Source organism: Haloprofundus salilacus (genome assembly GCF_020150815.1).
Lineage (GTDB): Archaea > Halobacteriota > Halobacteria > Halobacteriales > Haloferacaceae > Haloprofundus > Haloprofundus salilacus.
This window is the reverse complement of record NZ_CP083723.1, coordinates 1,649,876-1,674,034: the sequence shown is the minus strand read 5'-3', so window position 1 is coordinate 1,674,034 and position 24,159 is coordinate 1,649,876. Positions and strand designations below refer to the sequence as shown.

Below are 24,159 nucleotides of genomic sequence, written 5' to 3'. Positions count from 1 at the left end.
CCATGGCTAGCGTTCCGTTTCACTACATCGACGTGCGGAGTTTCTGCTACGCGACCGAAGACGAAAAGCGGGTCGAGGAGGCGTTGCGGACGTTTCTCCCCGAGGAGTGCGAGTTGGAGCGCGTCGAGAACACAGGCTACCACGGCGACCGTATTGTCATCCTGTCGGCGCGCGTCGAGAACGCCGACGACCTGCGACACGTCCTCTCACGATTGAGCGAACTGGACGAACTCGACCGCCTCCTCTCTGAACTCGACGAGCGCGTCGACGACAACTGTTCGTTCTTCGTCCGCCTCGACAAGCAGGCGGCGTTCAAAGGCGACGTGCGCCTCGGCGAGGGAATCACGCTCCGCGCGAAAGTCGAAGCCTATCCCGCGAAACGCGAAGCGGCGGTCGAGAACGCCCGCAACGCGCTCGAAGCGGTCCGAGCGTAGTCTCGAACGGCCGTTCTCGGCGTCTCGCTCTCTCTATCTACGCAGGTGGAAATACGGACAGCTATGCGGATATCTGTTGATATATATACAGAGAAATACGCGGGACATAGAGAGCCCGCCTCGCCGACTCGCTAGCCTTCCGCTCGCCGGTCGGTCACTCGACGGAGACGAGGTAGACGGCGACGACGGCGAGGGCGATTCCGGCGGCCTTCCGCGCGGTGAACGACTCGTTCAAGAAAACGATACCGAGCACCGAACTCGTCACGAGAAACATCCCGAAAACCGGCGTGACGACGCTCACCTGACCCAGCGAGAGTGCCCGGTAGTACGAGAGGATGCCGATGGAGAGACAGAGACCGGCGGCGTAGATGTACGGCGATTTCGGGTGTGCGATGTAGCTGACAGGGTTCTCGTTCGTGAACGCGACGAGTCCGAGCGTGACGAGGACGAGAATCGTGTTCGACAGCAGCGTCGCAACGTTGCTCGGTACCGCGGAGTCGCCGGTCGTCGCGAAGTTCATCAGCGGCGCGACCAGCGTGTAGGTGACGAGCGCCAGCAGCGCCCACGGGAGGTAGTTCATGTACGAGGTGGGTTTTCGACTCGGATATAACGTTTCGATGCGAACCGTCGGGCTATAATTACTTCCCGCCGTCACGTCGCTACCGTGTACACTCCTCACATCACGTATCTCACTCACGCGTGGGAGGACACCTCTCGCTGTCCGTTCTGTCTCTCGGCGCTCGACGACGGCGTCGACGCCCTCCCGACCCACCTCTCGCAGAGCCCGCACTGTTCGGTCGAGTTCGACGACTGGAAGGAAATCGTCGGCGAACTCGTCGGCGACGGCTGGGTCGCCTGATCGGCGCGCTCGGTGAAACACCAGCCGGACGACTCACTCCGCTCCGCCGTACGACGCGATACGCCCCCACGTGCCCTTCTTCCCCCACAGCCCCGAGCGCATACACTCCAACTCGACGATCTGGGAGTTGTCGACGAACAGGTTGACGTTCGGCCCGAAGTTCTTGATGTACCACTCGAAGACGGGCGGATCGGCTGCCTCGAAGACGCAGTTCTCAACGCCGACGCCCTCGGCGATGGCGAACGCGACGTCGGTGCGCCAGTCGCGGACGCGCTCGGTGATGCCCTCGGATTCGACCATCACCTTGTACGCCCCCGCGTCGAGGTGGCGGTTCGCCTCGTCGACGGCCTGTTGCGGGTCGATAGCGCCCTCCTCCTCCAGCGCCTCGATGCTTGACGCGCCGCCCGCGCCGAACTGGACGTTCACCTCGGGTTTCGCCTTCATGTCGTACTCTTGAACGCGTTCGGTCAGTGCGACCAGATCGTCGGCGTCGATGGCGAGAAAGCCCGACGAAATCTCGACGATGTCGAAGCCGTACTCCTCGGCGGCGGCGAGGTAGTCACCGACGTGGCCCTGATCGCGGACGAGCACGCGCTCGATAAAGCCGCCGGTCGACACCTGCACGTCGAACTCGTGGCAGGTGTCGATGATCTCTCGGAGCGGTTCCTCGTCCATCAGCGCGAATGACCCGCCGGAGAACTTGTAAATGTCGACGTACCGTCCGACGGTTTCGAGGATGTCGCGCAGTTCGCGTTTCCCCATCGGGTCGTAGTACGGACCGCGAATCTCGGTGATGCCTCGCTCGCGCGGTTTCTCGGGGCGCTCGTTTCGGTTCAGGAAGTCGAAAGCTCTGTCACTCATGGTCCGTGGACACGAACCAGAGACGGCGACTTAGCCGTTCAGTCGCGTCAGTGTGACTGATACTACCGTTCAGGCGGGAGTCTCCGCCTCGTCGGTTGGTTTCGACTCGGTCCTGCTGCGGGCGAGCGGTTCCGTCGGGCGCTCAGTCGAGAAGCGACACCAGTTCGGCGACGTCCGAATCGTCGAGACTCCGCACCGTTTCCACGATTCGTTCGCGATGCTCGTCGTCGTACCGGTCCCGAGTCATCGTCTCGAACTTCCCTTCGAGCTGCTCCCACGACATCGGGTCGTTCGGGTGACCGGGGAACGCGTCCTTCTCGATTCGGTACCTCTCGTCGTCAGCCTCTATCTCGACGACTGCGGGCATCTCTCCCTCCTCGAACCGATCGGTCAGTTCGGAGTCCTCCTCGACGATGACGTGTTCGAGGAGGCTCTGGACGTCCTCGCGCTGGATGCGCGCCTCCTCGTACTGGGCGGTCGAAACGTCGCGGTCGATGGCGGCGACGGCGAGCATGTACGGTAAGGAGTGGTCGGCCTGCGCCTTCGTCCGCACCTTGTACCGACTCCCCTCGCCGCCGCCGATGATGAGTTTCGCCCCGGCGAACGTGTCGAGGCGGATGAGGTCGATGTCGTCGGCGTCGATCTCCTCGGACTCGACCAGTTCGATGACCGCCTCGACAGCCGACTGCGCGTACGTCTCGGCGACGTACTTCTTGGCCATCACGTCGTGGACGCGGCCGCCGCTCGTGAACTCGGCGTCGAACTCGCCGGAGACGACCTGCATCCACCCCTTCTGCCCCTCGAAGACGTCCGTCGGTCCCTCGAGTCCGTCGCGCGCGAGCAGGACGGAGTACACCGCGTTTCGGGCGGCGTTGGCGGAGGCGACCCCCTTCCACTCGTTGATGCCGCCGGTGCGCGTCACGCGGAGCGCGTTGTGCGCGGTGGCGGCGATACCGACGGCGTTTTGGAACTGTTCGCGGTCCAGGTCCAGTATCTTTGCCGCGCCCGCCGCCGCCGAGATAACCGTGTGCGTGACGTGGTCCCAGCCTTTGTTCCGCACCGGCGCGGCGTACGCCAGTGCGCCCTGTACCTCGTAGGCGACGGCGACGGCAGTGAGCAGTTCCTCTCCGGAGGCGTCGGCGAGTTCGCCGCATGCGACGACGGCGGCGATGTTGTCGCTCGGGTGCGGCGTCTCGCCAGGGGCGAGGTACGAATCCATGTAGTCGAGATACCGAACCAGCGCCGTGTTCAGCATCGCCGCGTCCGGCGGCGACGCGCGCCGGTCGCTCCCCCAGAGGCGACACGCGCCGTCGTCGTTCATCGATTCGACCGTCGTCCGAATCTTCTCGGTGGTCTCCGAACCCATCGCGCCCACGGCAATCCCGACGGAGTCGAGCACGCGTCGTTCGAGCGCGTCTCTCGTCTCCGCGGAGAGGTCGTCGTAGTCGAGTTCGAGCGCGAAGTCGGAAATTCCACCGGTAGTTGTCATGTTTTGGGCTACCACGGGCTGTGAGAAAAGCGGTTTTCCGTGTCCCGTTGACTTCCTGCCCCCGCGACAGGTCGAACGACCTGAACCACTGTCCGAGACGTCTCCGACGAGCGAACGGTATCGAAAACTGATGCGCGTCGAACCGACCGCCCCGAACGTTCAGCGTTCAGGCCGAACTGAGAACGACGACCGGACAGGGTGCGTTTCGGATGACGTAGTCGACTCTGTGACCGAAGTACGCCCGTCCGGTCAGCGGCCTGAGATTGCTCCCGAGGACGACGAGGTCATGACCGCCCTCGGTCGCTCGCGCGACGAGTTCCTCTTCGAGGTCGTCCTCGCCGACGAAGACGTTCGTGCGAACCGTCGCACCTATCCGACGGCCGAGGTCCGCCTCGCCGTCGACGATCTCCTCGCCGAGTCGTAGCGTCGACTCCATTTCAGGTCGGTCGACGAACTGCTCGTCGACGGGCGGTGGACTGACGACGTGGACGACCTCGACGACGGCGTTTCGGTCGCGCGCGATGGCGAACGCCACCTCCGCGGCGTGGCGGTTGTACTCGGTGCCGACCGTCGGTAGGAGAATCCGTCGAATCGTAACCTCCTCTTGCGGGCGGTCTCCCTCGTCGTCGCTTCGCTTCGCGCTCGTGACCATCACCGGGCAGGGAGCGTCGCGGATTATCTCGTCTATCGTCTCGTCGAACAGCGGGGCGTCGACCCGGGTGCCGCGTTCGGAGGCGCCGATTACGAGGAGGCTATACCCCTCGCCGGCCTCTTCGAGGACCGTCGCGGTCGTACTCCCACGCGTCGGTCGAGCGATGGTCCGCGTCTGCGAACTGGGGAGGTTCAGGCGGGCTTTCATCAGCCGTTGACAGCCGGTGCGTTCCTCCCCGAACGTCTCCCCGTCTCCCAGTTCCGTCGACGAGTCGTTCGGAGACGTGCGGCCAGCCATGGTGTCGTGGTCGTCGGAGCGAGTTTCGCCGCCGTTCGTCCGTCGCCGGTCGTCGGTCTGCAGTCCGACCAGCGACTTGAGGGTCGCTCCCACCCTTGCTTTCGACTCTCGTTTCTCAGCATGCTCGAGATACATGCTCGTGACCTCAATGTCCTGGTCGCGGCTCAACGAACCGACGATCTGGGCGGCGAACTGCGAGTCGGGGCTGCACCGGGTCGGCAGCAGGATGGTCGCGATTCCGTCGACGAAGCTCCGCCGCCGCTGCGACTCCTGTTCGAGTCGCGCACGCTCCTCGTCGCTTATTTCGATTTTCGGAATCGACCACCGCATGACCGTGGGCGCCATGAGCGAGGTGACGATAGCGATCATGACGATAATGCTGTACATCTCCGTCGTCAGGATACCCAGTCCGAGGCCGATTGTTGCGACGATTATCTCCATCGCTCCGCGGGCGTTCATCCCGCCGCCGATGGTGATTCCCTCCCATCGCGAGAGCCCGGCGACCCACGAAGCCCCGATGATTCCCGCGAACTTGCCGAAGCACGCCACCGCGAGGACGACGAGGCCGACGGCGAACACTGTCGGGTCGAACAGCGCCGCCACGTTCATCCGCAGTCCGGCAATGGCGAAGAAGATGGGCGCGAAGATGCCGAGCGTCACTATCTCGAACGTGTGTCGGAGGTTGTAGTCGAAGCGCTTGACCTGGCCGACGAGGATGCCAACGACGAACGCGCCGAGAATCGCCTCCAGACCCAGAAACTGGGTGACGGCTCCCGCGGCGAGCGCCAGCGCCATCAGCGTGGTCAATAGCGCCATCTCTCCACCGACGACGTTGTCGACCCAGCGTACGAGTTCGCGCACGAAGCGCTGACCGACAGTGAACGCGACGCCGAGGAAGACGACTACCGACAGAACGGTCGTCGCCGCCGAGCTCACGTCGACGACGCCGCTGCGCGCGAGTCCGGCGACGGTCGCGAGCAGAATCCACCCCAGGGTGTCGTCGACCATTCCCGCCGCGAGGATGAGCTGTCCGACGTCGCGACGGATGACGTCGAGTTCGATGAGCACCTTGGCGATGACCGGGATGGCGGAGATGCTCATCGCCGTGGCGATAAAGAGACTGAACACGAGTCGCTGCTCGGGCGCGGCGATGAACTCCAGCGGGAGGTACCACCCCAACGCGAAACCGGTCGCGAAAGGGACGAGGATGCCCCCGAGTGAGAGGACGACCGCCGTTCGCCCCTTGCTGATGATGAGGTCGACGTCCGTCTCCAGACCAGTGACGACGAGCAGCATGATGAGCCCGAGCCACGCGACGATTTCGAGGAGATGGAACTGACTCTCCGAGACCGCGAACAGCGAATCGTAGACGCCAGGCAGCGCCAGACCGAGGACGGACGGTCCGAGAAGCACCCCGGCGAGGAGTTCGCCGACGACCGTCGGCTGTCCGATTCGACTGAACGCCTCGCCCAGTGCCCGCGCGGTGACTAACAAGACCACTAGCTGGGTAATGACGAGAAACAGCTCGTGGTGACCGAGTGGTTCGATTACTACCATCAGAACTCCCATTGGACGGCTCGCGGACCGGCTGACAGCGGCGATTCACGACACCGTACTCCGTGTCTGGTAACGTGTACTCGAACCGACTTGAACGTTGTACTAGTCACCGACGAGAGACCGTCTCCTGTTTGGGTTCGTCTCGTCGCGGGACGAGTCGCGGTGAGAACGCTGACAGTCGGGAGTCGCGGCGAATCAATATCGCGTCATGTGATTCATTGCGCGGTGCGTAAACCCTTACATCGATGGCGATAACGGAGGCGTATGGATGATAGACGGGAGATTCTGGAACTCCTCTTGTCGAACGCTCGCGAAGACACCACCGACCTCGCCCAACAGACGGGTCTCGACGAGGCGACGGTCGAGGAGTGCATCGACTCGTTGGAGGCCGACGGCGTTGTCCGCGGCTATCAGGCCATCGTGGACTGGAGCCGACTGGACGAAGAGCACGTGCAAGCGGAGATCGAGCTCAACGTCGAGCTCGACCGGGAGACGGGGTACGACGACATCTCCCGGCGCATCGCGAAGTTCCCCCAAGTCGCGTCGCTGCGACTCATCTCCGGCGACTACGACTTCGCGGTGAGCATCGAAGGCGACTCGATGCACGACGTGTCGCGCTTCGTCGCCGAACAGATCGCGCCGATTCCGGAGGTCACGCAGACGGTGACGCACTTCGTCATGGAGACGTACAAGGAACGCGGCGTCTCCTTCGGCGAAAAAGACGACGACGACCGCCTCTCGATCTCCCCATGAGAATCGCAGATCGAGTCGAACGCGTGCCGCCGTCGGGTATTCGGCGGTTCTTCGAGCTCGCCGAGGAGAAAGAGGAGGTCATCTCGCTGGGCGTCGGCGAACCCGACTTCAGCGCGCCGTGGGCCGCCAGAACGGCCGCCATCGACTCGCTCGAACGCGGTCGCACCTCCTACACGGCGAACCGCGGGATGCGCGAGTTGCGGACCGAGATCGCCGACCACGTCCAGCGCTACGACCTCGACTACGACCCGGACGAGGAGATTCTCGTGACGACCGGCGCGAGCGAGGCGCTCGACGTCGCGATGCGGGCGTTCGTCGACCCCGGTGACCGAGTCGCCGTCCACCAACCGTCGTACATCTCGTACGTGCCGGGCGTCGTCTTCGCCGGCGGCCAACCGCTAGCGGTGCCGACGCGTCCGGAGAACGACTTCGCGCTGACCTACGAGGACTTGGCGAACGCGGGAGCCGGAGACGCGGAGGCGCTGATGCTTTGCTACCCGAACAACCCGACCGGCGCGACGATGAGTCGCTCGGAACTCGAAGCCGTCGCGGAGTTCGCCGTCGAACACGACCTCACGGTGCTCTCCGACGAGATCTACGCCGCGCTCACGTACGAGGGCGAACACACCTCCATCGCGACGCTGCCGGGGATGCGCGAGCGAACGGTCGTCTTCAACGGCTTCTCGAAAGCCTACGCAATGACGGGACTTCGACTCGGCTACGCGCTGGGACCGCCGGAGGCGATCCGGGCGATGAACCGTATCCACCAGTATTCGATGCTCTCGGCGCCGACGACGGCTCAATACGCCGCGCTCGAAGCGCTGCAGTCGTGCGGCGATGAAGTCGTCGAGATGCGTGACCAGTACGACCGTCGCCGCCGGTTCGTCCTCTCACGGTTCGACGAGATGGGGCTGGACTGCTTCGAGGCTCGCGGCGCGTTCTACGCCTTCCCGCACTGCGGCGGCGACGACGAACGGTTCGCCGAGGAACTCCTCCGACAGGAAGACGTCGCCGTCGTCCCTGGCAGCGTCTTCGGCGTCGGCGGCGAGGGTCACCTCCGCATCTCCTACGCAACCGGTCTCGACGAACTCCGGACGGCGATGAACCGCATCGAGCGGTTCGTCGACGGTCGATGACGGCCTCATAAACTACCCTTTGCGATACGAACTATCGTTCGGACGTCCACGATTCGGAGGGCAGAGAGTTACAGGCCTACTAGTCAGAAGCGAGTGGTCGGAGGCGAATCGTCTGGTGACATCCTCCCCGTCGTAAACGACGGGGCTTCCCACACGGTGGGAATGCCAGTTAGTCGTCACTGGCAGTGGGTTCCGACTCTTGAAACGTTGTGAGTGTCATCTGCGAGGGGGTCCCGCTCTGCTCACACTGAGTCGTGGCGGTGTCACAACCGCTCCCGTCCTGTGGCGAGTCATTGCCTGTCTGTTTCCACGGCAGGCTCTCTCCCCACGGGTCTACGCGACGTGCGATGTTCGCACTCGCGTTAATATCTGCTTATAACGTCGATACGTGGCACTCTGGGTTCTTGCACTTGAACTCGGCTTGTCGAGGGCGATACCCGATGTGCTTGCACGAGTGGCACGTCTGCGAGGTGTACTGCGGGTGGACGTACCGAACCGGAATCCCCTCATCCTTCGCCTTATCCTCGATACGTCCCTGCAAGCGAGCGAACGCCCACGAGTGCAGGCGTCGATTCATATACTTCCCGTAGTCCAGCGACTCGCGGATATAAGCCAAATCCTCCATCACGATGACGGGGTTCTCGAATCGCTTGGCGTATTCGACGGACTCACGAGACGCCTTCTCGATAATGTCTGTGAGTCGGTTCTGGTAGTACGAGAAGCGTTCCTCGATACGCCACTCTGAAGCGTCTCGCTCTTGGAGTCGCTTGAGCGGCGTGAACATCTCTTTGCGGATTCGCTTGGCTCCTTTCCCGTTGATTAACAGTGGTTTCGTGGGAGTGTCGTGCTGGAGGGCACAGCTCGTGACCAACATCGACTCACCAATATCGAATCCAACCCGAGTCGGGTTCTCAGGAAGTTCAGAGGTGGCCTCGATTTCGTATTCGACGGTGACGTGGAGCGTCCACGTCTTTCGGTGTTTCTGCAAGCGAAGTTCGCCCACTTTGGTACTCGATTCCTCATCGAGCATCTCGTCCCACATTTCTTGCTGATCTGGATTCAGTCGGAGTGGTATCCAGAAGTTGGTTCCGCGACCGGGTTGCGGAACATTCCAACAGATTTCGTATTCACGCGAGGAGTCACAGTCGAACTTCCCGGCTCGATTAACAAACCTAAGCAGATGTTCGTCGTCCAACTCTTTGGCGTTGTACGTCTTGTGGAGTTTCGGGACGTAGGATTTGAGGGCGTCTTTCGCTTGATACGGCAGGTTGTACGGTGTCACCACGTCGTTGGTGGCGCTCATCGTCGTACAGTGTTGCTCGAAGGCGTCTTCGAGTGCGTCTCGGTATTCAGACAGTGTTTGCTGGAGGCGTTGCTCTTTGTACCGCGTGGGTGGTGCGAGTGTGGCTTCCAGTGTTTTATTCGCTGTCTGGGCCGTTGGCATTGTAGCCTTCGGATTCGAGTGCTTTGCGAAGGAGTTCAGGGTACGCGCGGGAGTGGCGTATCCCGTGATCGCGGGCGTATTGCTTCACGGCTTCGTGAAGTGGCCCGCCTCGCTCCATATCGAAATCGGCTCTCATCCACAAAAACGTAAGAAATTACGTAAGTTAATAATCACGGTCGGCATTCGGGCCGAGCATCAGAACGTGGTTAGTTCAGCAGTTGTCAGATTCCCTTCCGCCCTAAAGGGCGGGATTCCCTCCTTGCAGGAAGATGGATCGATGGCTCGTCCCGTCAATCGCGTCGAGAGGTACTCAGCGCCACAGGCGCATCCCGATGACGACGGTGAGCACGAGCGAAGCCAGTGAGAGAACGGCGGCGATCTCTCCGTCGCCGTCGAACTGAGTCGTCCCCACCGCGACGAGAAATGCGACGAAAAACCCCAGCGAGATGAGTCGTCGAAGTTTGTACTCGCGGAGGGCTTTCCGCTCGCGTGGAGTGAGGTCCATACCCTCGGGTCCCCGCCGGCAACACATCATTTTTCCGACTACCCCGCGAGTAGCGTCGGGAGTTTGCAGCCTCGTGCGTCTTCGCGTCACGCTCGCGAGAGACGGTGAGTCGACCATTCGCTCGCTCGCGCTTTTCGTCGCCGCGTCGGCACACTGGCGCCGGTGTCGAGTAGAGTACGAGAAAACGCTGCCACGTCGAGCGGTGCGAGTGTCGCCGGGTGAAACGGTGTGCGTCCCGCGTTCGGCAGGAGTAGAGTCGGCTTCGTTCCCCGGCGTTCTGCTTCACCGTCTGTTGGTTTCCCCGAAGTCTTTTCAGCAGGATATCTATACAGATGTATGGATATATTTCCAGACATATTTCCAGATAGGTTGGTGGTGAGTATAGACAGCGCGACCGTCTGACGGAGCTTTATATGCAGTTCCACGGAAACACCGCGCATGAAACGGGCAGTGACGATGTGGAGCGAATCCGGCGGCGTCGGCAAGACGACGATGGCGACGAACACGGCCGCCGCCCTCGGACGACGGAACGCGGACGTTCTCGTCGTCGACCTGGACCCGCAGCTCGGCAGCTTGACCGACCACGTCGGCTTCGGCGACCTGAAGACGACCGACGACGACCACCTCGGCGACGTGCTCCTCGACCAGGACCGGGACGCGAGCGAACTCGTCGTCGACGCGGGCGACTTCGATTTGGTTCCCTCCCACGAAGGACTGGCGAACATCGAGAGCGAGATGGCCGCGCGGAGCACGTCGCTCCGGGAGTTCCAGTTGCGCTCGTCGCTGGCACCGCTGGCGAGCGAGTACGATTACTTCGTCGTCGACCCGCCGGCGACGCTGAACGTCCTCGTCGACAACGCGCTCGTCGCCGCTCGCGACGTGCTCATCCCCATCGAGTTAACGCGGAAAGGGAGCGTCTCCATCGACGGACTGGAGGACACGCTCGACAGCATGGAGCGCGGCTTTCGGACGTTCGACGAGTCGTTCGCGCTCGGCATCCTCGCCGTCGTCCCCAACGAGGTCGGTGACTCGAATATCTACCGGGAGGTCCGCGAGGAGTTGGAGACAGCGGGCAAACCCGTCACACCGTTCGGCATCCGCAAGCGCGACGTGCTGAAGGAGGCGTGGCGCAACCACATGAGCGTCTTCGAGTTCGCCGACAGCGCGGAGACCAGAGACCTCCGCCCGTACGAGGAGGACCTCCTCGACCAGTTCGACACCGTCGCCCGTATCGTCGAGCGCGGGAGCGTCGAGGCGGCCACGGAGGTGGCGCAATGACGAAAGACGATCGCTACGGCGCAGCCGGCGACACCTACGGCGACGTACCGACGCCCGAGGCGGCCGAAAACGGGACGGGGGAGTCGACAAACGGAGAGGCTGCCGACCGTGACCGTGACCGCGACCGAGCGTCCGAGAGCGACTCGACCGAGGGAGACGCGGCGGAGACGAACGGCACCGCTGCACTCCCGTTCATCTTCGCCCGTCGGACGGTGAAAGCCGACCGCGACGCGCTGCCCGTCTACGTCAGGCCGACGACGGCGGAGCGACTCGACGCGCTCGAACGCGACCTCGACGACCGGTTCGACGGCGACGACGTGATGTCGCTCGACGTGCGCGAGGCGGTCGTCACGGCCGGACTCAGAAATATCGACGACGTCGTCGACGTGATGGAACAGTGGGGGTACGGGCGGCGGTAGTCGAGGCGAAAGTCGCCGGTAGCCGCGGAACCGAGGTCGAACTCGTTACTCGTTGCGGAACCGTCTTGCGTTTCTCGTCGACTCGTTGCTACTCCTCGTTGAACTCGTCGAAACCGAACGCGTCCTCGCGGCCGAGGTCGCGGTACATGCCGACGAAACTGTCGTGGTCGCCGAGTTGGAGTTGCTCGTCGAGTTTCGACTGGAGTTCGGTAAGTCGCTCGCTGAGTTGTCGGTACTCCGCGGTCCCTGCGAGGGTCGACTCGTCCTTCTCGGCTTCCAGTACCGCTTTCTTCGAAGCGAGCGCGAACAGTTCGCGGACGCCGTCGTCGTAGCTACTGCGCATGAGCAGGTTCGAGACGGTTCCCTGTAGCGACTCGCGCGTGACCGGTTTGACGAGGTAGTCGTCGAACCCCATCTCGAGGATGTCGAAGTCGGGTTCGACGGCGGTCACCATCGCCACGCGGCAGTCGATGTCGCGCTCTCTGACGGCGCTGAGTACTTCGTCTCCCGATAGGCCCGGCATCCGTCTGTCGAGGAGGACGACGTCGACCGCTCCGTCCAACTCGGAGAGAGCCTCGTGGCCGCCGTACGCGGTCCGGACGCGGTACTCGTCGTCCAACCACGCCGCGTAGAGGTTCGCGAGGTCCGGTTCGTCTTCGACGACGAGGACTAACGGCGGTTCGTCGGTCATCTGTCTCTCCCTGCTGCCCGGCAAACGCCCATATCACCCTTTTGGCGGACGACGCTATATCAAGATACCTCTTGTGGGCGAAATAGCAGCATCAAAAATGTGAGTAATTTGATCATTGGTGCCTACGTCAACGCTTCGACGGTCAGGCGAATCGCCTCCACGTCTTCGATGACCGCACCCCACCCGCCGACGGTTCGCGTCTCCCCGTCGACGGCGATAGTGAGTGCGGTTTCGCCGGCCAGTTGCGACAGCGGCGGTTCGCCGTTCGTCGAACTCCCCGCGTACGAGACGTCGACGAGCGTCCCGGCGAACGACACCGCCTCCCCGCTCTCGGTGTCGAAGCCTTCGACGGCGACGCGAACCGTCGTGCCATCTTCGAGCAGCGGTTCAATCTCGCGGACGAAACGTCTGATGTCGGCGTAGACGAGCGGCGGTTCGGTCGGCCGCGCGTCGTACATCGGTTCCCACACCTCCCAGAGGCAGGTCTGAAAGTACCAGTGGAAGACATAGGTGAGCGTGTAGTCGTCGACGAGGACGCCGTACCGGTTGACCGACCGTGCGTGCGGGGTGAAGCAGGTCTCGTTTCGGTCGACGAGCACGATGAACGGGGCCGGGAGTCGCCGGTGTCTGACCTCGGTGGCGATGCCGTCGTACGCTCTCGTATCCGGCAGTTCGTCGGCGGTCGTCCCCGAGTCGCTGTGTATCGAGACGCTGACGATCGCGCCGTTGTCGTACGCCGTCGCGAGCGCAGGTCGGAGTCGTCGGAACTGTTCGGCCGTCGCCGACACCTGAACCTCCGTCTCCGCCTCGCGGACGATGTCGCAGGCGCGGTCGAACACCGTCTCGAACCGCTTGACAATGCTGACCATGTGGCCGTCGACGGCCGGTTGCTCCCAGCGTTCCTCGATTTCGGCGGCCGCGGCGGTGAACCGCTCGGCCTTGCCGCGAAGGGACGTGAGCACCGCCTGCGGTTCGTTCGCGCGCGCGTGCAGGCTATCCTGTTCGTACGTCTCGATGTAGCCTTTCGCTTCGAGGTCGCGGAGCACGTCGTAGATACGGGCGGTCGGCACCGAACACGCGTCGGCGAGTTCGGTCGCGCTGGCCGACCCTAACCGAAGCAGCGCCGTGTACGCGTCGGCCTGGTACGGCGATAGCTCCGCGTCTTCGAGCGCACGACGTAACTCCGCGGTGTCCATCAGAATCGAATCGACAACATAACGATTAATAACTGTTCCTTCCGTCCCGTCGGCTGGCTATCAGAACGGCTGGTCTCGGAGTGACGTTCGCGGGGGAGGCCAGTGACGAAGGGGGTCAGTCAACGTGTAGAATCAGTTAACGAGGAGAAGATAGTGAGCCGGCGTCGCGAACCGAGAACGCCGACGATAGGGAGCCAGCGGAGGACGCCGACGAAGAGAGTCCGCGAGAGAAGGTCGTCGGGCGCTTACTCCTGCGGGCTGTAGTTCGGCGCCTCGTCGGTAATCATCACGTCGTGGGGGTGGCCCTCGGTCTGTCCGGCCGACGAGACGCGGACGAACCGGGCGCGCTCTTTGAACACGGGGATCGTCTCCGCGCCGACGTAGCCCATCCCGGACTTCATGCCGCCGACGAGCTGGTGGAGTTCGGAGGCGAGCGTCCCCTTGTACGGAGTGGCGGCCTCAACGCCCTCGGGAACGAACTCCTCGTCCTCGTCGGCGTCTTTGAGGTAGCGGTCGCCGCCGCCCGAGCGCATCGCGCCGACGCTACCCATGCCGCGGTACTGTTTGTACTTCTTGCCGTTCATTGTGATGACGCGGCCGGGCGCTTCCTTGGTACCCGCGAAGTAGGAGCCGAGCATCACGGCGTCGGCACCGGCGGCGATCGCTTTGATGGCGTCACCGGAGTAGCGAATCCCGCCGTCGGCGATAACCGGGACGTTCTCTCTGCTTGCGACGTCGGCGACTTCGGCGACGGCCGTAATCTGGGGCATCCCCGATCCGGTGACGACGCGTGTCGTACAGATGGACCCCGGTCCGATGCCGACTTTCACGCCGTCGGCGAAGTCGACGACGGCCTCGGCGGCCTCACGCGTGCCGATGTTGCCGACGACGACGTCGGCGTCGACTTCGGCTTTGATGTCGCGGGCGCTGTCGATGACGTTGAGGTTGTGCGCGTGTGCGCAGTCGATGAACAGCACGTCCGCCCCGGCGTCGTCGGCGGCGACAGCCCGGTCGGTCTCGAACGGACCGACGGCGACGCCGACGACGAGTCGTCCTTCGTCGTCGCGAGCAGCGTATTCGTGCTCGCGGCGCTGGAGGATACCCTGCATCGTGACCAGTCCGACGAGACGGTCGTTCTCGTCGACGATGGGGACGCGCTCTATCTTGTAGTCGTACATCAGTTCGAGCGCCTCGCGGGCAGTCACGTCCTCGCCGGCGGTAATGACCTCGTCGGTCATCGCCTCACGGACCTCGTCGCGCTCGCCGACCTCCAGATACGGGCGGATGTCAGTGCCGGAGATGATGCCGAGCACCTCGTCGTCGTCGTCGACGACGGGTGCGCCGCTGACGCCTTCGGCCTCCATCATTGCGTCGACCTCGCGCACCGTCTGCTCGGGGCTCGCGGTGACGACGTTCTCGCGGCGGATGACGAGTTCGTCCGCGCGTTTGACGCGCTCGATTTCGGCGACCATCGCCTCGACGGGCATGTTGCGGTGCAGCACGCCGAGACCGCCCTCGCGGGCCATCCCGATGGCCATCCCGCTCTCGGTGACGGTGTCCATCGCCGCCGAGAGGACGGGAATGTTGAGTTCGACGCGTTTGGAGACGCGCGTCGCCACGTCGGCGTCGTCGGGTTCGACGCGACTCTCCATCGGTCGGAGCAGCACGTCGTCGAACGTCAGCGCCTCCGGTACTCGTAGTTTCTCCGAGAACGTGTCGTCGGGAACGTCGTTCGCCATGTAAGGGGTCCCGGCCGTCCGGACAAAAACGTTGCGAGATAGCATCCTCTTGTGGATGTTTCACAGTCGACGAGCATCGAATAACCACGATTATGAACAAAATTCGGGCGGCGGAACCGTCGCCCAGATTCGACCGGGTCGGTGCAATATTCGCCTCAGACGCAGCAGTTCGATGTGGATACTACAGCGTAGCGAGTAACTATTCGTCAAATCGTAGGCTGCATTTATAAATTAGGCTGCGAGTACGCTGGCGTATGCCCTCGCTTCCCACACAACACTTAATACTTCTGTCCGAATTAGTTCAGCTATGAACTCCGAGAGTTCAGCCGCACTGCGCACTGCCGGTCGACCAGACTGCGACTCCGGCACCCTCTTTACAGCAATGTGGCTCACAATTAAATCGGGGTTTGTAGGTGGGGGACGACCGTGGTGGTCCGCGTCCTCGGGCTTGCGCTCGTATCACCGGTTGGCCGAAGGTGACGGCCGTTAGTCTCAGATGAGTGTCTCAAAGCACCCGATTGCGCTGCGCCTAGAGCAGCAGGTCGGCGGCGCGACGCGCCTCCTCGCGACGGTGATGGCGCTGCCGCTCGTCGACGGTATCTTCCCCGCGCTCGTGTTAGCGGGGGCGCTGACGACGACGACCGCCAGCGGCGCGACCGCCTTCTCGCCGGTGGGAATCGTCGAAACCGGTTTGCTCATTTTCGGCGGGTCGGCGACGATGGCGGTCATCCTCGCCGAGATGGACGGCACGCCGCGCGAACAGGTCAAATCCGTCCTCCTGTTGGGAGCGATACTGATTCCGCTAGCGGCGGTTGAAGCGGCCCTCGCCGGAACTATCGAGAGCCTCCTCAACATCGCCATCTTCGAGCGGTTCGCCGGACTAGTCATCATCGCCATCGCGGCGAAGACCGCGAGCGCCGAAGTCGGTAAGTATCTGCCGGGACCGGCGGTCATCATCGGTCTCGGTCTCGTGGCAAGTTTCGACCCTGCCGGCGCGCAGTTGGTCGTTGACCTCGACCCCGTGACCGTGTTAGCGGGCGCGGCCGCCGCGGGCGTCGGCGTCGCCTTCGCGCTCGGTGTTGCGCTGTTCGGCGACCAACTGCGCGGCAAGGTCGACATCGACCTGTTCCGCTTCGGAAGTTCGGTCGCGCTGGCGATGCTGGCGCTGACGGTGCTCGGCATCATGAACACCCAGTACCCCGTCGCACTCGGCGTGCTCTGCGTAACGGCGGTGTTCTCCTACGACCCTGGCGGGTCCGACGACGCCGACGTAGTCGACACCGCCGAGACGCCCGACGCCGCGGGGACCGCCGGTGCGGTCCCCGACGGCGGCGACGACTCGCAGTCGGCCGGCGACATCCCGCAGTCGGCGGTGCGCCGCGCGGACGAGGAGGAAGAGGACTCCGGCCCGGCGTACGGCTACCCGGGCGAGGACGACTCGCGCGCCCCGTGGCTCTGAGCGCCGGCAGTCGTCGCGGCGATTAATCCGCGTTCGCGTTCGTTTTCATCGCTGCCACCACCAGAGCCCGACGTTGAGGAGGACGCCTGCCGCCAGCAACCCGAAGTTCACCGGATTCGAGTCGTAGTAGACGAGATCAAGGCCGAGCGACTGCTCGAAGACGGGCCAGAACGGTTCTATCGGCTGTGAGATATCCGGTGCGGAGAGGATGTCGCCGACCAGATGGCTTGCAGCGGCGACGAGCACCGCCAACCCGGCGAACGTCGCCGGAGCGTCGAGCGCGTCGGCGGTTCGCGACAGCGAGTCGCTGGCAGCGAGTCGCGGCAGGAGCGTCCGACCCAGACACGGGCCGAGGACGACGCTCGCGATACCGACGAACAGCAGCGTGTGCGTGACGCCGTGGTGCTGGACAGTCTGTAACGAGGCTCTCAGATAGAGGTCGACGTCTGGCAACATTCCGAACGGGAGTCCGAGCGCGACGAACAGCAGCGCCGACTCTCGGTCGACGAGCAACCAAGCCGGTGCGAGCGCGATCAGCGCGATGCCGAGATGGCCACTAACGTCTACCATAGGAAACGATTCAATCTACAGACCGGTAAGTCTCGGGGCAGACATCCGAGACGGTGCGGTCGACGAAGACAGAGAACTTAGGTGGATTCGTCGTCTGGTGTAGGTATGACAAATCGCGTCGTCGAAGGACGTATGGTGACTGCCGAGCGTCTCGCCGAACTCATCGAGGGTGAGCGTCCGATGGAGGCCGACAGCATCGACGACGCCGACTTCGACTGTCCGGAGTGTGGCGGCAACGTTCTCAGCGTCGGCTACATGCCGAGCGTCACCGAGTTCGTCACCGGTTACAAGTGTCAGGACTGCGAGTGGGCCGACGACGATCGGTAACTGAATCGAAACCCCTTTAGTGGTTTTGCGACAATGAAGTGACGAGGGGTCGTGGCCAAGCCAGGCATGGCGACTGACTCCAGAGGCAACGCCCGGGACGAAACTCCAGACTGATATACTGAGCGGCCGACTGATCATCGGTTCGCGACGACGACCCTCTGGAGTTCCGAGGCGGACCGGAGATATCAGTCGATCGGGGGTTCAAATCCCTCCGACCCCATTTGATATAAAAGTAAACCGGCGGCGTTTGCCGGTTCTTTTCCCTCATCACAACACCTCTAGCTTCGGGGGTGTTCCGTAGATGTCTGGTCGCGAGACCTACATCTGCGAGTCCTGTTCAGTTCGAATCGTCGAACGGGAGCCTCCGCGAACTGACCTCTGTCCTGTTTGTCGTACTGGCGGTGATCCAGCACACTATCCTCCGATTTCCGAGGTCAGAGGTGATTTCCTGTGACGTCGACCGTCGGCTGGCGGCTCGTCGAGTACCGCTGCGGTTCTTGCAAGCAGTGGTGCCTCCTCGATCACCGTGAATCGGCGGCGAAGTACCACGAGTGCCTCGACTGTCATCGAGTTCCCGAACTCGACCAGGAGATCGTCGACCATCGGCGCACGTCTCTCCTTTGGGCACATCTTGCTGCTGCCGAACAAACCACCGCAAGGTCCGGAGAAGCGGCGACCGTCTTGCCCGCGCCGAGCGCCCCGAGGCGCGGGAGGTCGCCGGTCGCCGGAAGCGGCCCCTCGCGGGTCGACCCGGAAGCCGGACCGCAGCGGGAGACCGGCGGTTGGTCTCCCGCAACGAGCGGCGGTGCGGTAGGCGGTGCGGTTCGTCCGGACGGTGGTCGACGTGACTAGCGTCGACGCCGGAACTCCCACCGTTTGCGATGAGTTCCAACCGGGGGTTGGCCCTTGGCCTTCCAAGGAGACTAACTCTGTAACCCCCGTTTTCGGTGGATTTCGTGTCTAGCGAGACAGCGGGTGGCGGGGTCGACGCGACCAGCGGGAGCGTCGATAGTCGCACGACCGACGGGAGTGCGACTACACTCGCTGTCGACGATGCCGTTTCGTCCCTCGAACTCGAAGAGCGGGTTCATGAGAGGGTTCTGGAGTTCATCGAGGAGTATCCCGAATTGGCTGACCTTCCGCTTTCGCGTACGCACGGTCGGAAACTCCGCCGTATCGTAACTGAAGCAGAGTGGCGTGATGCAACCGTTGAGCCTGTCGAACCGCATGAAGACTCGTTCGAGGTAACCGAGCTGGCCGAACGTTCGGCGTCGACGTGGTCAGACGCGCTTTCTGCGTTCCTCACAGCTCACACCCGCTACAGGGGACTACTCGCGCGTTTTTCAAACGATAGTGGTGACCAAATCGAGATCCCTCTAACTGATGCGTGGGGCGAAGAATATTCGAAGAAACAGTACGCCCGCGCGCTCGCACTTCAACGACAGATGGCTGGCGGTGAGAGGCCGTCTGGTGGTAAATCCGTAGCCGCATGGGAAAACGCTGCGACCGCGATGGTGACTCTGACAGGTTCGTCAGTTCCGGATGGGTCTCGACTGCCTCCGGTCGACTTTCTGGATTCGCTCCACGATTCCTTTTCATACAACGGTGTGCGTGATACTCTGCGGAATACGATGGAATACCATCTCGGTCTCGACGCTGATGAGTGGGGATACTGGCTTCAAGCAGAACCACACGGTGTCGGTGGCGATGGCGGGATGAATGCTTGCTATACGCATCTCCACGTCGGGATCTACTTCGATGCTGGTCAGCTCGAAATCCATCGTGTCGAGAAGGAACTTCGACGTGTCGTCGAGAAGCACGTCGGAGTCTGCGAATACGCGAACGAATCGGCTCACCGTGATGCAATTTCGGTCAACGAATCAGTCGAGAACATGGGTTCGTACCTCGCGACCTACATGGGCGGCTATACTGAGGAGCTTTTAGAGAAGCCAGTTGAATACCTCGCTTGGGGTGCAGTCTACTGGTCAGCTGCTCGACGCCGGACGTCGCGCTCGCAACTGCTGAACGACGCGATTGCAGCTGATGCCTGCCAGCAACGCGCTGAATACGAAGGCGCGAATCAGTCTGACGATCATGGTGATTCCGTGGTCTGGAACGACGCGAACGGCCTCGACGTAGTCTGTGAGTGCTGTGGTTCCGGGTGGATGATCGACCAGACACGTCTCGACGAGCCGATACCGGATGCAGATGTTGCTGATGCTGTTGCCGATGGAGGCTCTGACGAGGCCAATCTTACACTCTCCCAACGCTGGCCGTCTGCGACTGCTGCTGCTGCGGTCGGCGAGACGACCCTTCGGGCCAAAATTCGCTCGCGCGTTGAATCGTGGTTAGAACATCACCCTGACGAACAACCATCCGTTCCTCGTCTACTCGGAGATCTCTCCCTCGACCCGGTGCGACATCGGGCTATCGTCAACGACGTACTCCAAGGTGTCCAACCGAAGCAAGAATCGTTCCGCCGTACCTCGCTCGATAGCGAGTGGCAATTAGAGGCTATCGTCGACCGCGACGGCAAAGAACATCAACCCGGTGGCGGTGGCATCGACATGGCTACGCTTCATCTTCCTGTCGACGAGTTTGCGGATGAGATTCCCGTCGACGGTCACACTGTCACCCATTGGCGCTGTCCAAAGTGCAATCTCTACGTCCACAACAAGACGGTCGACCAAATTGCGGGTCACCTCGTCGAAGGGCATGGTCTTCGTGACCCGACTGAAAATGGGTGGAACAGCTACGTTGAACCTCTCAGTCGAGGAATTTGAGCGAGAGAGGTCGCTGAGTCTATTGGGTGTTCTTGGGGGGCAGTCACTCTGTTTCAACTTCTGCGTCTGCTTCGTTGTCCGTATCGTATTCAAATTCCTCTATACTCTGTCCGTTCGGCACAATTTCATCATATGGAATTGTTCTGACTGACTCTGCTAAGGAAAGTCGTTTTAGAAGCATACGTTCTGAAAGCCCCCTACCTGCATGTTTATCGATTATTTCAACCTCATCGTTGGAATTGAAGCCGATCTCGAAAACGTTGTACTTCTCCTCGTCAATATGATAGAACACAGCATCAGTACTGTACTCTCGATTGATTTCTAAGAAACGCTCCCCGTTGGCGAACGCTGAAACTTCTTCAGCAGAAATATTAGAACTAATCTCCCGATATACATCGTAAGATAATGGATTATTTTTGCGCTGATACCACCACTTTCGAACTTGGTCTATACGCTCACAAGCTCTCGTCGGGATACTGAGGATGAATTTTTGAGATCTTCCTTTCCGTTCCCAGTCGAGAAGGTCTTTAAGCTCTTCAGCTTCATCTGAAATACGCTCGCCTCGGTCAAGGTACATATGAGACCGATTTTTCTGCAGAACAAGACTTCGACTTCGGTCCCACAATTCGATTATCTCGTTCATCTTCTCTACTATCTCCGCTGTAGCGTTCTGGTGCGTTCTATGTTCTTTCAATCGCTCTGTGTACTTCTCCATCTCTTCGTCAGTACGTCTCTTCGCCTCTTTTCCTGGACGTACCCCTGAATAGTGCCACGCTTCTTTGATACCGTTGACCGCCCGCTCAACTTCGTCATACCACTCCTTTGTTTCCTGTTTTCGTTTTCGCCACTCTTGGTACTCGAATAACGTTCCTCTCAAGATGAGATAGCCAATAGACGGAAGAAGCCCGATTCCGATGCCGATGAGGAAACTAACCCAGTCAACCATTGTTAGTGAAAACAGTTCGTAGAGATGTGTGGTTCACTCGTGACTTTGTAGTATTCTTCCCAGATTCGCCGAGGCGTGACTTTACCATCGATTCGGTCGATGAGATCGTTGAGCGAGTATTTCTCACCTTCACTCTCGACTATTCGTCCAATGTGACGTTCGAATAGATTCTCTGCTTCATCGTGCTTACCTGCACTTCTATCCGCTGCATGGCCGCAATCATCGTTCGGACACGCCCAGATATTCTTGGATTGGCTTGAGCGAGAGTAACTCGGGTTCCGCCGACGCTGTGGAATCGATGCTTCGAAAGTGTCCTTCTTCATCGGTGTCTGGCACTTTGGGCAAATCGGCTTGTAAGGGAGGTCGTAGTCTACGAGTTGCCCTCTCGATAGTGTAGCTGTTCCTTTCCAGGCGATGCCGTCTTTCTGGATACAACCTTCAATTGCATCCACTCGTTCAGCATCAGTCGTCTCTGAGCCGGCTCGCAGATACCAGCCGAGGGTGAATCCGAGTGTTAGTATCCCTACTCGACTCATCCAGGTGAAGATGAAATCAAGTGGAAGCCAACCAACGAAATCGGTGAGTAGAGGCAGGTAGAAGCTTCCAATCGAAGGGACACCTACGAACAAAATAGTGAGTATAATCGAGATTTTTGTACCTCGTTCCATTGAGAGGAGACAGTAATTCTGGTTTTATGTAGTTACTGGATAGGCTACTGTTAGGAATCGATTTATATACGATTCAGAAGCTCGAACTGTGAATCTTCACCCGGAGACCGACAGCACCGACTGCGACACCGCCATAAATCAGTAAGTCGAGCGGGCCGAGAAATCCTGCTCGTATGAACAACGGAAGAGCGATAGCAATTCCGATAACGACACCTGCAAGGTAGCCGAAGGACCAAAATCGAGATGCATCGACTGTCATCACCGCAGAGAATATTGAGGCAGGAATAACCCACCAGAACAATCCTCGTGGGAGGAGTCCTGCTTCGACTAGGATTGGAACACCCTTACCGATGAGTACGGCTACGATTACGGTCTGGGCAATCATCCCGACTCCTCGTTCGTATCCGTGCTCCAATCCTGGCATCTTATCAATCGATTGAACTTGTGCCAAAAAGAGTGTTTCCCTAATAACAAAAGTTCTGCGAAGAATCATATCTGTAACGGCGAGGTTGAGTGACCGACTTGCTCTGTATTCAGTACGGCCTCACCAATTTATCACTGATTGAGGGTTTCAACAGAGCCAGTGGAAGACATGCGTTCCACATCCCTGAGTAGTCGTGGTTCGACAGAGCTGCAGTCCTCCGGTTTCTACTTTCACTACGTTTCATCTGAGGTATACGTTCGAACCGGACATTTCGGATATTGTATGGCAACTGAAAAGCCTGTCTCGTTCGACGACCTCGAACCAATCGAAGACTCGAACGACGACTACGACGACGGAGAAGAGCTAATCAGATTCGAAGTTGGTGAGCCGGTACTCGGTGTTATCGTCGAGATCGAGCGCGACCTCGGTCCGAATTCAAACAGCATGGTTCATCTGGCTCGCGACGGTCAGCTCGACGACCGGATCAAATTCTGGTCGAACGGACAAATCGACCGGAAAATCCGGGACGCTGGTCTCGGAAACGGTGACTGGCTCGGAGTCTGCAAGCTCTCTGAGACGGACACGTTCGAGAACGACGACGGAGAAGAAGTGGAGTACCACCTCTTCGACGTTCGCGCACCTGGAGGAAACTAATGGCCTCCGCTCGACGACAGATGTCGAACACCCTCGGCAACTACGCACATCTGCGGACGGTGCCTGCGTTCATTGGCATCTTCTTCGCCGTTGCCTCGCTGTACTCGTTCGGCGGCATCTCGTCGGTAGAACTCGTCTGGCTGGAGTACACGCTCACCACGCAGCACGCCTCCCTCGGTTCGCTCGGCGCCTACGTCCTTGCGTTCGCATCCTCGGACACGAAGTCGTTCGACCGCTACGAGGACTGGGAAAAGGTCGCTATCACTGCTGGTCCGGCTGTCATCCTCGGCAACCAGTACGTCGGAATGTTCGCCGATGCGGTTGCCGACTCGACCGCACTCGCTGTGATCGCGTTCATCGCCACTATCGTCTCGTGGGGAGTGGCTGTCCGATGAACAGACACACCACCGTTCGCGGACCGTCCGGTCTCTACCGCGAGTGCTGCGGCACTCGCTTCCCCTACGACGTGAATCAGTGTCCGAACTGTGAACAACTCGTCCCGGAGGCGCGATTCTGATGCGCGGTCGCATCACGGTCGCGCTCGCTGCGCTGCTGCTCCTGCTTGTCGGCGGCTTCGCCATCGGTGGCGTCGCCGCCGAAGTGACCGAACTGCACAACGAGACGCACGCCGTCAACAACGACACCACGGAGATGTACATCGACGTGATGAACACCACCTACGACGACAACGGCACGGCCGTCACGGGTGACGTGACCGTCACGTACACCGGCATCGACGCCAACGGCACCGAGACAGAACTCGGAACCTCGACCGTCTCCGCTGGCGAGAACGACACGGTGACCGACACGCTCGCTGTCGACGGCTCGGCCTACGAAGAGGTCCGAATCACTGTCGACGGTGAGTCGGCCGAACTCATCGAGTCCGGTGTTATCGGACGGATGGGCACCGGAGGTGGCTTCCTGCCTGAGGGCGACTTCGCCGGTATTCCGTACTGGTTCATCGGTGTTCTCGCACTAATCGGCGGCTGGTTCTACTTGGACGAATAACCATGCCACA

At 61.1% G+C, this 24,159-nt stretch carries 26 protein-coding genes, 1 tRNA gene and 1 pseudogene; 15 read left to right on the top strand and 13 right to left on the bottom strand.

The genetic code is table 11. The features are described 5' to 3' along the window. Positions 1-2: 2 nt before the first annotated feature. Positions 3-434 (top strand): RNA-binding protein, encoded by a 432-nt coding sequence (locus tag LAQ58_RS08585; protein WP_224447037.1) that lies wholly within the window; start codon positions 3-5, stop codon positions 432-434. A 154-nt stretch (positions 435-588) separates the two neighbouring features. On the opposite strand, the gene LAQ58_RS08580 is transcribed toward LAQ58_RS08585, so the two are convergent. Beyond that, positions 589-1,014 (bottom strand): EamA family transporter, encoded by a 426-nt coding sequence (locus LAQ58_RS08580; protein ID WP_224447036.1) that lies wholly within the window; start codon positions 1,012-1,014, stop codon positions 589-591. Between the two features lie 84 nt (positions 1,015-1,098). Between LAQ58_RS08580 and LAQ58_RS08575 the strand changes: the two genes are divergently transcribed. Beyond that, positions 1,099-1,293 (top strand): DUF7501 family protein, encoded by a 195-nt coding sequence (locus LAQ58_RS08575; RefSeq protein WP_224447035.1) that lies wholly within the window; start codon positions 1,099-1,101, stop codon positions 1,291-1,293. Positions 1,294-1,326: 33 nt separating this feature from the next. Here LAQ58_RS08575 and LAQ58_RS08570 read toward each other — a convergent pair whose 3' ends face one another. The 3 genes from LAQ58_RS08570 to LAQ58_RS08560 all read right to left on the bottom strand — a co-directional run bounded on the left by LAQ58_RS08570 (position 1,327) and on the right by LAQ58_RS08560 (position 6,149). Beyond that, the gene (locus tag LAQ58_RS08570; protein WP_224447034.1) at positions 1,327-2,154 is read right to left on the bottom strand and encodes a phosphosulfolactate synthase; all 828 of its coding nucleotides are present in this window, start codon (positions 2,152-2,154) and stop codon (positions 1,327-1,329) included. Positions 2,155-2,296: 142 nt separating this feature from the next. Then, positions 2,297-3,643, bottom strand: coding sequence for an MmgE/PrpD family protein (locus LAQ58_RS08565; RefSeq protein WP_224447033.1), 1,347 nt, complete (start codon positions 3,641-3,643; stop codon positions 2,297-2,299). A gap of 166 nt (positions 3,644-3,809) precedes the next feature. Continuing rightward, the gene (locus LAQ58_RS08560) at positions 3,810-6,149 is read right to left on the bottom strand and encodes a cation:proton antiporter domain-containing protein (protein WP_224447032.1); all 2,340 of its coding nucleotides are present in this window, start codon (positions 6,147-6,149) and stop codon (positions 3,810-3,812) included. A gap of 264 nt (positions 6,150-6,413) precedes the next feature. On the opposite strand from LAQ58_RS08560, the gene LAQ58_RS08555 reads away from it, so the two are divergent. Together LAQ58_RS08555 and LAQ58_RS08550 are read left to right on the top strand one after the other, a co-directional pair. Next, the gene (locus tag LAQ58_RS08555; protein WP_224447031.1) at positions 6,414-6,902 is read left to right on the top strand and encodes an Lrp/AsnC family transcriptional regulator; all 489 of its coding nucleotides are present in this window, start codon (positions 6,414-6,416) and stop codon (positions 6,900-6,902) included. Further along, the gene (locus LAQ58_RS08550; RefSeq protein ID WP_224447030.1) at positions 6,899-8,038 is read left to right on the top strand and encodes a pyridoxal phosphate-dependent aminotransferase; all 1,140 of its coding nucleotides are present in this window, start codon (positions 6,899-6,901) and stop codon (positions 8,036-8,038) included. Before LAQ58_RS08555 ends, LAQ58_RS08550 begins: the two co-directional genes overlap by 4 nt. A gap of 169 nt (positions 8,039-8,207) precedes the next feature. Here LAQ58_RS08550 and LAQ58_RS08545 read toward each other — a convergent pair. Continuing rightward, positions 8,208-9,482 (bottom strand): annotated as a pseudogene (locus LAQ58_RS08545) (RNA-guided endonuclease TnpB family protein). 310 nt (positions 9,483-9,792) lie between these two features. Continuing rightward, positions 9,793-9,987 (bottom strand): hypothetical protein, encoded by a 195-nt coding sequence (locus tag LAQ58_RS08540; protein ID WP_224447029.1) that lies wholly within the window; start codon positions 9,985-9,987, stop codon positions 9,793-9,795. 438 nt (positions 9,988-10,425) lie between these two features. On the opposite strand from LAQ58_RS08540, the gene LAQ58_RS08535 reads away from it, so the two are divergent. Both LAQ58_RS08535 and LAQ58_RS08530 read left to right on the top strand, forming a co-directional pair. Continuing rightward, entirely contained in the window at positions 10,426-11,265 is an 840-nt protein-coding gene (locus LAQ58_RS08535; RefSeq protein WP_224447028.1) for a ParA family protein, read from the top strand. Continuing rightward, complete coding sequence (locus tag LAQ58_RS08530) at positions 11,262-11,684, top strand: DUF7970 domain-containing protein (protein ID WP_224447027.1); 423 nt, start codon at positions 11,262-11,264, stop codon at positions 11,682-11,684. Before LAQ58_RS08535 ends, LAQ58_RS08530 begins: the two co-directional genes overlap by 4 nt. A gap of 88 nt (positions 11,685-11,772) precedes the next feature. Here LAQ58_RS08530 and LAQ58_RS08525 read toward each other — a convergent pair whose 3' ends face one another. The 3 genes from LAQ58_RS08525 to guaB all read right to left on the bottom strand — a co-directional run bounded on the left by LAQ58_RS08525 (position 11,773) and on the right by guaB (position 15,310). Beyond that, positions 11,773-12,375, bottom strand: a complete 603-nt coding sequence (locus tag LAQ58_RS08525; protein WP_224447026.1) for a HalX domain-containing protein — start codon at positions 12,373-12,375, stop codon at positions 11,773-11,775. A gap of 122 nt (positions 12,376-12,497) precedes the next feature. Beyond that, the gene (locus tag LAQ58_RS08520; protein WP_224447025.1) at positions 12,498-13,571 is read right to left on the bottom strand and encodes a TrmB family transcriptional regulator; all 1,074 of its coding nucleotides are present in this window, start codon (positions 13,569-13,571) and stop codon (positions 12,498-12,500) included. Between the two features lie 245 nt (positions 13,572-13,816). Then, positions 13,817-15,310, bottom strand: coding sequence for an IMP dehydrogenase (gene guaB / locus LAQ58_RS08515; RefSeq protein WP_224447024.1), 1,494 nt, complete (start codon positions 15,308-15,310; stop codon positions 13,817-13,819). A 307-nt stretch (positions 15,311-15,617) separates the two neighbouring features. On the opposite strand from guaB, the gene LAQ58_RS19255 reads away from it, so the two are divergent. Continuing rightward, complete coding sequence (locus tag LAQ58_RS19255; protein ID WP_484494499.1) at positions 15,618-15,800, top strand: DUF8099 family protein; 183 nt, start codon at positions 15,618-15,620, stop codon at positions 15,798-15,800. Positions 15,801-15,806: 6 nt separating this feature from the next. After that, the gene (locus LAQ58_RS08510) at positions 15,807-16,769 is read left to right on the top strand and encodes a DUF5794 domain-containing protein (RefSeq protein ID WP_224447023.1); all 963 of its coding nucleotides are present in this window, start codon (positions 15,807-15,809) and stop codon (positions 16,767-16,769) included. A gap of 45 nt (positions 16,770-16,814) precedes the next feature. On the opposite strand, the gene LAQ58_RS08505 is transcribed toward LAQ58_RS08510, so the two are convergent. Further along, positions 16,815-17,339 (bottom strand): metal-dependent hydrolase, encoded by a 525-nt coding sequence (locus tag LAQ58_RS08505; RefSeq protein WP_224447022.1) that lies wholly within the window; start codon positions 17,337-17,339, stop codon positions 16,815-16,817. A gap of 105 nt (positions 17,340-17,444) precedes the next feature. Here LAQ58_RS08505 and LAQ58_RS08500 point away from each other — a divergent pair, with 105 nt between their 5' ends. Then, the gene (locus tag LAQ58_RS08500) at positions 17,445-17,666 is read left to right on the top strand and encodes a DUF5795 family protein (RefSeq protein ID WP_224447021.1); all 222 of its coding nucleotides are present in this window, start codon (positions 17,445-17,447) and stop codon (positions 17,664-17,666) included. A gap of 45 nt (positions 17,667-17,711) precedes the next feature. Beyond that, positions 17,712-17,886 (top strand) — tRNA-Trp (locus LAQ58_RS08495). Positions 17,887-18,080: 194 nt separating this feature from the next. Here LAQ58_RS08495 and LAQ58_RS08490 read toward each other — a convergent pair. After that, entirely contained in the window at positions 18,081-18,269 is a 189-nt protein-coding gene (locus tag LAQ58_RS08490) for a hypothetical protein (protein ID WP_224447020.1), read from the bottom strand. A 353-nt stretch (positions 18,270-18,622) separates the two neighbouring features. On the opposite strand from LAQ58_RS08490, the gene LAQ58_RS08485 reads away from it, so the two are divergent. Further along, the gene (locus LAQ58_RS08485) at positions 18,623-20,449 is read left to right on the top strand and encodes a hypothetical protein (RefSeq protein WP_224447019.1); all 1,827 of its coding nucleotides are present in this window, start codon (positions 18,623-18,625) and stop codon (positions 20,447-20,449) included. A 43-nt stretch (positions 20,450-20,492) separates the two neighbouring features. Here LAQ58_RS08485 and LAQ58_RS08480 read toward each other — a convergent pair whose 3' ends face one another. Together LAQ58_RS08480 and LAQ58_RS08475 are read right to left on the bottom strand one after the other, a co-directional pair. After that, on the bottom strand, positions 20,493-21,395 hold the full coding sequence (locus LAQ58_RS08480) for a hypothetical protein (protein ID WP_224447018.1): 903 nt from the start codon (positions 21,393-21,395) through the stop codon (positions 20,493-20,495). Positions 21,396-22,136: 741 nt separating this feature from the next. Continuing rightward, complete coding sequence (locus tag LAQ58_RS08475) at positions 22,137-22,448, bottom strand: hypothetical protein (RefSeq protein ID WP_224447017.1); 312 nt, start codon at positions 22,446-22,448, stop codon at positions 22,137-22,139. A 198-nt stretch (positions 22,449-22,646) separates the two neighbouring features. Between LAQ58_RS08475 and LAQ58_RS08470 the strand changes: the two genes are divergently transcribed. Genes LAQ58_RS08470 through LAQ58_RS08460 form a run of 4 tightly spaced genes read left to right on the top strand, consistent with a single transcriptional unit; the run spans position 22,647 to position 24,149 of the window. Next, positions 22,647-23,141: a hypothetical protein gene (locus LAQ58_RS08470; protein ID WP_224447016.1), complete on the top strand. Its 495-nt coding sequence runs from the start codon at positions 22,647-22,649 to the stop codon at positions 23,139-23,141. After that, positions 23,141-23,536: a DUF8023 family protein gene (locus tag LAQ58_RS08465; protein ID WP_224447015.1), complete on the top strand. Its 396-nt coding sequence runs from the start codon at positions 23,141-23,143 to the stop codon at positions 23,534-23,536. The genes LAQ58_RS08470 and LAQ58_RS08465 overlap by 1 nt, the downstream gene beginning before the upstream one ends. Further along, positions 23,533-23,658, top strand: coding sequence for a hypothetical protein (locus LAQ58_RS18935; RefSeq protein WP_255594717.1), 126 nt, complete (start codon positions 23,533-23,535; stop codon positions 23,656-23,658). The genes LAQ58_RS08465 and LAQ58_RS18935 overlap by 4 nt, the downstream gene beginning before the upstream one ends. Further along, positions 23,658-24,149, top strand: coding sequence for a hypothetical protein (locus tag LAQ58_RS08460; RefSeq protein ID WP_224447014.1), 492 nt, complete (start codon positions 23,658-23,660; stop codon positions 24,147-24,149). The genes LAQ58_RS18935 and LAQ58_RS08460 overlap by 1 nt, the downstream gene beginning before the upstream one ends. The last annotated feature ends 10 nt before the right edge of the window (positions 24,150-24,159 follow it).